Origin of the sequence: Actinomadura sp. GC306 (genome assembly GCF_004348665.1) — a bacterium.
Classification (GTDB): Bacteria; Actinomycetota; Actinomycetes; order Streptosporangiales; family Streptosporangiaceae; genus Spirillospora.
Genome location: NZ_SMKM01000288.1, coordinates 1 through 8,322 on the forward strand (window position 1 = coordinate 1; position 8,322 = coordinate 8,322).

At 72.0% G+C, this 8,322-nt stretch carries 8 protein-coding genes; 1 reads left to right on the forward strand and 7 read right to left on the reverse strand.

Annotated features, from left to right (window positions below):
* From E1200_RS28250 to E1200_RS28265, 4 genes are all read right to left on the reverse strand, one after another.
* Positions 1–1,101, reverse strand: a 1,101-nt coding sequence (locus E1200_RS28250) for a hypothetical protein (RefSeq protein WP_131955126.1), incomplete at its 3' end; no start/stop codon positions are given.
* Positions 1,102–1,272: 171 nt separating this feature from the next.
* Positions 1,273–1,800, reverse strand: a complete 528-nt coding sequence (locus E1200_RS28255) for a hypothetical protein (protein WP_131955127.1) — start codon at positions 1,798–1,800, stop codon at positions 1,273–1,275.
* A 112-nt stretch (positions 1,801–1,912) separates the two neighbouring features.
* A complete protein-coding gene (locus tag E1200_RS28260) occupies positions 1,913–3,826 on the reverse strand; it encodes a cation-translocating P-type ATPase (RefSeq protein WP_131955128.1) in 1,914 nt (637 codons plus the stop codon).
* Positions 3,827–3,956: 130 nt separating this feature from the next.
* On the reverse strand, positions 3,957–4,640 hold the full coding sequence (locus E1200_RS28265; RefSeq protein WP_131955129.1) for a Crp/Fnr family transcriptional regulator: 684 nt from the start codon (positions 4,638–4,640) through the stop codon (positions 3,957–3,959).
* A gap of 150 nt (positions 4,641–4,790) precedes the next feature.
* Between E1200_RS28265 and E1200_RS28270 the strand changes: the two genes are divergently transcribed.
* On the forward strand, positions 4,791–5,027 hold the full coding sequence (locus E1200_RS28270; protein WP_131955130.1) for a heavy metal-associated domain-containing protein: 237 nt from the start codon (positions 4,791–4,793) through the stop codon (positions 5,025–5,027).
* Positions 5,028–5,119: 92 nt separating this feature from the next.
* Here E1200_RS28270 and E1200_RS28275 read toward each other — a convergent pair whose 3' ends face one another.
* The 3 genes from E1200_RS28275 to E1200_RS28285 all read right to left on the reverse strand — a co-directional run.
* Entirely contained in the window at positions 5,120–5,692 is a 573-nt protein-coding gene (locus E1200_RS28275) for a hemerythrin domain-containing protein (protein ID WP_131955131.1), read from the reverse strand.
* Between the two features lie 70 nt (positions 5,693–5,762).
* Positions 5,763–6,968 carry a hypothetical protein gene (locus E1200_RS28280; RefSeq protein WP_131955132.1) on the reverse strand — a complete coding sequence of 402 codons (1,206 nt, stop codon included), beginning with the start codon at positions 6,966–6,968 and terminating at the stop codon, positions 5,763–5,765.
* A 153-nt stretch (positions 6,969–7,121) separates the two neighbouring features.
* A partial coding sequence (locus E1200_RS28285) for a cbb3-type cytochrome c oxidase subunit I (RefSeq protein WP_131955133.1) occupies positions 7,122–8,322 on the reverse strand: 1,201 nt, incomplete at its 5' end.

Here is an 8,322-nt window from a genome sequence, read left to right on the forward strand (position 1 = left end):
GGGGAGGGCGGAGCGGCGCCAGAGCGTGCCCACCTGGGTTCCCGCCCAGATGGTGGTCGTGTGCGGGACGCGCGTCATCGCGTACGCGGTCACCGTGGCGGGCGGGGTCTCGCGGGTCCAGGTGGAGCCGTCGAAGTGCAGCAGGTGGGACGTGTCGGCCGGGGTCGACACCCAGACCCCGCCGCGCCCGTCGGAGGCGATCGAGCCGAGGAAGCCGGTCGCGGACATCGGGCGCACCCCGCCGGCCGGGTCGGACGGCCCCGGGATCCGGTGGACGGTGAACTCGGAGCCGTTCCAGTGGTGCAGCGCCGGCGGCGGGAACAGCGGGTGCTGCTCCAGGGCGTAGAACCAGACGTCGTCGTGGGCGACGTGCTCGATCTGCAGGATCCAGTGGGCGTAGGCCGTCCCCCAGGGGATGCGCGTCCAGGCGGCGCCGTCGAAGTGCCACAGCGGCGTCGTGCCGGTGGACGATCCGCCGAACCCGCCGGCCCACACGTCCGAGGGGCCGCCGGCGGCGATGGCGTTGAGTCCCGGAAGGCCGGGCAGGGTGAGCGTGTTCGTCCAGCGGCCGCCCCGCCGCACCGACACAGTCGCGCCGTCCGGGGTGATCCCGGTCGCCCAGAGCGCGCCGGTGCGGTCCAGGTCGATCGCGTAGAGCTGCTCGCCGGCGGGACCGGCGGCGGTCGTCCAGCGGCGGCCGTTCCAGTGCAGCAGGTCGGTGCGCGCCGAGGCGTCCGGGCCCGCGGCCACGGCCCAGGCGTCGGCGAAGTGCCGGGCGCGGACGTCGTTGACGACGGCCAGCCCTGCGGGCAGCGCGGCCCGCGTCCAGCCGCGCAGGCCGCGGTGCAGCATGACGGCGCTCCGCCCGGACGCGTCCTCGGTGCCGCCCGCGATGACGTGCAGCGGGTCCGGCGCGGCGATGCCGAACAGCTGGGCCCGGCCGGAAAGGGGCGGTATGGGCACGTCGGTCCAGTCGCCCGAGGGCGGGGCGGCGTGCGCGGTGCCGGCGAGGGGGCCGGCGGCGGCGGCGCCGAGCAGAGCGGCGCCGCCGAGGGTGAACGCGCGGCGGGACAGCAGGGGATTCGCGGCGGAGTGCTTCACGGTGGCTCCCAGGCGAGACGGACAATCAGCGCCAGTATTTACTGGCAAGGTTGCGGGAACCACCGCCTGACCTCTTGCGGCCACCGCCGCGTTGACTTGCGGCGTGTTGTTGTTATGGGAGGCCGGATAACAACAACACGCCGCAAGTCGACGAACTCTCGGGGGCCGCGTTCAGGGGGTTGCTGCGGTGGCGGCGCGGACGGTTCGGTCGCCGAACGCCTCCTCTACCGCCCGCACGCGTAGCTCTTCGAGGATGGTGATCTGGGCTTCGGCGCGGTCCAGCAGCGTGCGCAGGCGCTCGGCGTCCAGGGCCGGTTCGCGGTCGACCAGGGACAGCAGGGTGCGCCATCCGGCGGCCTTGCCCTCGACCGCCAGCCGCAGCGCCTCCAGCTCGACCAGGTCGCTCAGCGGCGAGCGGCTGCGCAGCCGGCCGTTGAGCTTGAGCCGCGCCACCTTCTCCGCTGCCCACGTCGCCACGCTCTTGTAGCGACGGACCGGCATGTCCAGCGAGCGCATGATCGTCAGCAGGGCTCCCCGGTCGGCGGCGATGTCCGCGGCGAGCCGTTCCAGCCGGTCCGCGCCGGCCGAGTTCCGGCGCGCGTGCGCGGTCCGCCGGGCCAGATCGACCCCGGCCGCCGCCCCGGCCAGATGGTCGTTCAGGTAAATGGCCAGGAATCGTCGGGTCTCACTTGTCGCCATTTCTCCCCCGTACCCGGAGCCGCGTCCGTAAACGGACACCGCGCCGGCCCGTCCCATGCTCGACAAAGCGCGGCCGAGGGTCGGGAGGCCCTCGGCCGCGCCGTCGCCGGGGTCAGGCGGGCGACCGCTCCAGATCGCGGCCCTCGGGCAGCGCACGCGCGGCGCCACCGCCCGTCCGCGGCGTCCCGGTGCGGCGCAGCAGCCGCATCGCGTTGCCGATGACCACCAGCACCGAGAGCTCGTGGACGAGCATCCCGGCCGCCATCGTGATGCCGCCCAGGAGCACGCCGGCGAGCAGGGCGCCGACGGTGCCGAGCGCGACCGCGATGTTCTGGCGCATGACCGCGACGGTGCGGCGGGCCAGGCCCACGGCCCGGGGCAGCTTGGTCAGGTCGTCCTTCATCAGGGCGATGTCCGCGGTCTCGATCGCCACGCCGGTGCCCGCCGCGCCCATCGCCACGCCGATGTCGGCGGTGGCCAGGGCGGGGGCGTCGTTGACGCCGTCGCCGACCATCGCGACCACGTACCCGCGCGCCTGCAGGTCGCGGACGGCCGCCAGCTTGTCCTCCGGCATCAGGTCCGCGCGGACCTCGTCGACCCCGACCCGCGCGGCGACCGCCTCGGCGACCCGCCGGGTGTCCCCGGTGAGCATCACGACCCGCCGCACACCGGCGGCGTGCAGGCCGGCGACCATCCGCGCCGCGTCGGGACGGACGCGGTCGGCCACGGCGACCACACCGGCCGGGCGGCCGTCCACGGCCACGATCATCGGGGTGCGGCCGGCGGCGGACAGCTCCCCGGCCACCCGGGCGGCCGCCTCGTGCGGGACCCCCTCGTCCCGCAGCAGGGCCAGGTTGCCCACCGCGACGCGGCGCCCGTCGACGGTCGCGACGATGCCCTTGCCGGGGACCGGCTCGGTGGCCTCCGGCAGGCCGGTGGCGTCCAGCCCCTCGGCTCGTGCCGCGGCCACGATCGGGCGGGCCAGCGGATGCTCCGAACCGGCCTCGGCGCGGGCGGCCCAGCCGAGCACGTCCGCGCGGCTCCACGTCTCGTCCAGGGGCACCACGTCGGTCAGGTACGGGCGGCCCTCGGTCAGCGTGCCGGTCTTGTCCAGCGCCACGGCGTCGATCTTGGCGGAGGTCTCCAGGTACTCCCCGCCCTTGATCAGGATGCCGTCGCGCGCGCCGCGGCCGATGCCCGCGACGATCGCGACCGGGATCGAGATGACCAGGGCGCCGGGGCAGCCGATGACCAGCAGCGTCAGCGCGAGCACGACGTCCCCGGTCGCCAGCCCGAACACCAGCGCCAGGACGATGATCGCCGGGGTGTACCAGGCCGAGAAGCGGTCCATGAACGCCGCGGTGCGCGCCTTGGCGTCCTGCGCCTCCTCGACCCGGTGGATGATCCGGGCCAGCGCGGTGTCGGCCCCGACTCCGGTGGCGCGCACCTGGAGGAACCCGCCCATCGACACCGTTCCGGCGAACACCTGGTCGCCGGTGGTCTTCTCCACCGGGATCGACTCACCGGTGATCGACGCCTCGTCCAGCGCGCCGGTGCCGCCGAGCACCACGCCGTCGACCGGCACCCTGGCGCCGTTCTTGACCAGGACCGTCTCCCCGGCCGCCACCGAGGCGGCCGGCACCTCCGCCTGCTCGCCGTCCCGCAGCACCACCGCCGTCTCGGGGGCCACCGCGACCAGCTCGGCCAGCGCGGACCGCGTCCTGCTCAGCGTGGCGTTCTCCAGCGCGTGCCCGACGGCGAACAGGAACGTCACCGCGGCGGCCTCCCAGTACTCCCCGATGATCACCGCGCCGATCGCGGCCACCGAGACCAGGAGGTCGATGCCGACCACGCGCGCGGCCAGGGCGCGGACCGCCTTGGCCACGATGCCCCACCCGGCCACGACGGCCGCCGCGACCATCAGCGCGTCCCCGGCCGCACCGGCGCCCGACACGGCCGGGACCGCGAACGACAAGACGATCAGGAGGCCGCTCAGCAGCGGTACGCTCCACCGCCACGAACCCATCTGTCCCAACTCCTCACGCCCTTGGCGACGTCCGATCCGACGTCTGCCCCGACGCTAGGCCGGAAGGCGCGGGAGTTCCTTGACGCGGATCAAGTCGCGGGCGGGGGTTGCGCCTGGCCGGGCGCCCCGGTCAGCGGCTGACGGCCGCCCGGTCCAGCGCGCCGACGTCGAGGATGCCGACGCCGCGGCGCCCGCGCAGTTCGATGGCGCCGTCGGCGGCGAGGCCGGCGAGGGATCGGCTGAGGGACTCCGGCGTCGTCCCCAGGTAGGCGGCGACGTCCTTCTTCGCCATCGGCAGCCGCACCTCGGGCGTCCCGTCCCGCACGGCGGCCGGCAGGTCGAGCAGGTAGGCCGCGACACGCGCGGTGACGTCGCTGGAGGTGACCGCGGCGAGCAGCCGCTCGACGGAGGCGAGCCGGTCGGACAGCGTGCGCAGCATCCGCAGCCCGATGTCCGGGTGGTCGCGGAGCAGCCCCCCGAGGTCGTCGTGGTCGAAGACGCACATCCGGCTGTCCTCCAGGGCGACCGCGAAGTGGTCCGGCCGGTGCCCGGTCAGGAAGGTCCGCTCGCCCACCACGTCGCCCTCGGCCGCGGTGCGCAGGATCTGCTCCTGGCCGCCGGGCGCAAGGCTGCTGATCTTGAGCCGTCCGCTGTGCACGACCAGCAGCCGGGAGACCGGCTGGCCGGGGGCGTAGACCGTCTCGCCCTTGCCCGCCGCCACCGGGCGGGCCAGGGCCGCCACATCGACCAGTTCCCGGCGGGTCAGCCCCTGGAAGATCGGCACGCGGGTCACGCACAGGTCGTCGTGGGTCATGCCGCCAGCCTGCCACGCGCGCCCGCGGACGGTCCCGCACGGTTCTTGACGCGCGTCAAGGAGACCCGCGCCCGGAATGCCTAACGTGCGGTCATGACAGGGAAGCCGGTCCTGACCTGGACCGGCGCGAAAGCAAAGGGGGTCGCGGCAATGTCCGCCACAGCTACCGCCACCAGGACCGTCCTCCGCGCCGAGGGCTTCTCGTGCCCGTCCTGCGTGCAGAAGATCGAGAAGCGGGTCGGGCGGCTCGCGGGAGTCGAGTCGGTGAAGGTCCACTTCGCCTCGTCCCGGATCGAGGTCGTCCACGACCCCGCCAAGACCGGCGTCGACGACCTCGTCGCCGCCGTTCGGAAGGCCGGGTACGTCGCCCGCCCCGCCGCCTTCTGACGCATGGCGGCCCGGCACGGGACCCGGAGCGCGGTGGTCCGCGCACACGCGGGCCGGCCGGGGGTGCCCCCGGCCGGCCCGGCGTTCGCGGGTCAGCCCTTGTCGCGGGCGTCGCGGATCATGTCGCGGACGCGGTCCATGATCGCGACGGGCGGGCCCAGCAGCATGTTCTTGGTCGCGCTCTCGGTCCCGGGGTGGGGCCGGGTCGGCGCGGTCGCCTGGGCGGCGCGGACCGCCGCCGCGAACCCCTTGAGCTGCGCCGGGCTGAACTCGTCCTGGATGCGGTCGAACTCGTAGCGCTCCTCGGCGCGGGCGTGCGTCAGCACGTCCATCCGCAGTTTGTCGAGCGTCTTGAGGAACGCTGGGTCCTCGGTGTCCATGCCGTCCAGCTCGGCCAGCACCTCCTTGGCCTGGCGCTCCTCGGCCAGCCGGTCGTCCACGATGCCGTCCCCGCCGGGGATGCGGCGGGCCACCGGGTGGACGATCTCCTCTTCGGCGGTCTCGTGCACGGCCAGCAGCCGCACCAGGGCGCGGAACGCCTCCTTGCGCTCCTGCCCCTGGGTATGCATGACCTCGTCGAACAGGTCACGGATCTGGCCGTGCTGCGCCTTCAGCAGGTCGATCAGGTCCTCGGTGGAGGAGTACTGCTTCTCGGTGGTGCTCACTGCCGTTTCCCTCGCTTCGTCGTTCGTTGTCCACCCGCCCGGGGGTGCGATGTGCCGGGGCCGCCGGCGCCTACGCGTACGGCTTGTCGCGCATGCGCGCGACCGGGTGCGGGCCCTCGGTCTCCAGGCGGTACTCGTCGCCGAACTTGTGCCGGTGCTCGTCGATGACGACCTCGCTCGACGGCCGCTCGGCGTTGATCTTGTCCTGCATCGCCTCGAACCGCTCGTGGGCCTCCCAGACGATGCCGGTGCCCAGCGTGGTGTAGTCGATCTGCGTGGACAGCAGCTCGCGGATGTACGCCTTGTTCGGCTCGAACGTGACCGGCTCGGGGAGCTCCCGCGGCAGCATGGCCTCCGGGTCGCGGCCCTCGGCCTGGCGCATCATGTCGCACGCGATGCGCAGGTGCTCCAGCTCCATGTTCAGGTGCAGCTCCCAGATGCCCTTGACGCGCGGGTCGCTCTCGGTCTGCATGAACGAGTAGTACATGTAGCACTCGTTGTACTCGTGGTTGACGAGCCGCTCGTACCACGTCTCGGTCGGGTCGAGCATGGACTCGTAGTGGGTGACGTGCTCCTCCTCCACCATCCCGATCTCCTGGTAGAGCTGCCGGGCGATGGGCTCCATGTAGAGCGGGCCCATGTTCATGTAGAAGTTCATCGTCTGCTGCTCGGTCGCCATGACGGTGAGCGCGTGCAGCTTCGACAGCGGCGCGGCGGCCTCGCGGTCGTAGGGCTCGCGGATGTTGTCGACCGGGTTCCGGTGCTGCTGGAAGGTCGGGCGCCCCGGCATCACCTCGGTGAGCCCGTCGACGATCTTCTCCGCCTTGCGGTGCTCGATCATCTCGTAGAGGTTGGCGTACCGGTACAGGTGGTCGAAGTCCTCCAGGAGGCCGAACTCGTAGCACGCCTTGAGGTACGGGTCGGGCTCCATCCGGGCCACCCAGCCGGTCAGGTCGGTGGCGACCTGCTCGTAGGAGATGGTCGTCTCCAGGACGGACGCCTGCCCGGGGAGCAGCCAGTTGACGACCTTCTGCTGCTGCTGCTCGACGTAGCGGACCTTGGCGAGCTGCCGCTTCGCCTCGATGTCGGGGCACATGCGCGCGAAGTGGTGGCTGAACATGATCGCCTCTACCTCAAGGCCGTTCAGCGCGATGATGCGGCACTTCGTGTACGGGTCGGAGTTGTCGGGGTCGATCGGGGCCACGTCGAGTTGGCCCCAGTTGCGGAACTGGTCGTCGATCGGGATACCGCGGTGCTCGAACGGATTGAACGCCACCAGGCTCGTCCTTCCTCTCGCTTGCGCGTCGCCATGACGCTCGGTGCGCCTACCCGTCAGGACCGGTCCCGCACATCGGCGGTGGGCGAACTTCAAGATCTTTAGGCGGCATTGGCCCGGCCACACTCCCCGGCGACCGAACGTTTCCGCACGTCAGGACGGCCTTTCCCCGCCCCGGCCGGCGGTCCCCCGGCCCTGCAGGGCGGCGTCGGTGCCGATATGGGGGTGGTGGAGGTCGAAGGCCGGCCGTTCCGAGCGGATGGCGGGGACGGCCGCGAAGTTGTGCCGCGGCGGCGGGCACGACGTGGCCCATTCCAGGGAGTTGCCGTACCCCCAGGGGTCGTCGACGTGGACGTCCGGGGGCTTGCGGGACGTGCGCCATACGTTCAGCAGGAACGGGAAGGTCGACAGGCCCAGCAGCGCGGCGCCGGCGGACGAGACCAGGTTCAGGGCGGTGAACTCGTCGGGGTAGTCGGCGTAGCGGCGCGGCATGCCGTTGGCGCCGAGCAGGTGCTGGACGAGGAAGGTGGTGTGGAAGCCGATGAACAGCATCCAGAAGTGGATCTTCGACAGCCGCTCGTCCAGCATCTTGCCGGTCATCTTCGGCCACCAGAAGGCGAACCCGGCGAACATCGCGAACACCACGGTGCCGAACAGCACGTAGTGGAAGTGCGCGACGACGAAGTAGGAGTCGTGGGTGTGGAAGTCCAGCGGGGGTGAGGCGAGGATGACGCCGGTGAGGCCGCCGAACAGGAAAGTGACCAGGAACCCCAGCGCCCACAGCATCGGCGACTGCAGGACGATCTGCCCCCGCCACATCGTCCCGACCCAGTTGAAGAACTTGATGCCGGTCGGGATCGCGATCAGGAAGGACAGGAAAGAGAAGAACGGCAGCAGCACCCGTCCGGTGGCGAACATGTGGTGCGCCCACACCGTCATCGACAGGCCGGTGATGGTGATGGTGGCGAAGACCATGCCGACGTAGCCGAACAGGGGCTTGCGGCTGAAGACCGGGATGACCTCGGTGATGATCCCGAAGAACGGCAGCGCGACGATGTAGACCTCGGGATGCCCGAAGAACCAGAACAGGTGCTGGTACATCAGCGGGCCCCCGTGCGAGGGGTCGTAGATGTGGGCGCCCAGGATGCGGTCCGCCCACAGGGCGAACAGGGCCGCCGCCAGCACGGGGAAGGCCAGCAGCACCAGGATCGACGTGAACATCACGTTCCACGTGAAGATCGGCATCCGGAACATGGTCATGCCGGGGGCGCGCATGGTGAGGATGCTGGTGATGAAGTTGACCGCGCCCAGGATCGTCCCGAACCCCGACATGATCAGTCCGCCCACCCACAGG

Coding starts and splice junctions, on each gene's coding strand:
- E1200_RS28255 (WP_131955127.1), bottom strand. CDS start 1,800: ATGGCGACAAGTGAGACCCGACGATTCCTGGCCATTTACCTGAACGAC.
- E1200_RS28260 (WP_131955128.1), bottom strand. CDS start 3,826: ATGGGTTCGTGGCGGTGGAGCGTACCGCTGCTGAGCGGCCTCCTGATC.
- E1200_RS28265 (WP_131955129.1), bottom strand. CDS start 4,640: ATGACCCACGACGACCTGTGCGTGACCCGCGTGCCGATCTTCCAGGGG.
- E1200_RS28270 (WP_131955130.1), top strand. CDS start 4,791: ATGTCCGCCACAGCTACCGCCACCAGGACCGTCCTCCGCGCCGAGGGC.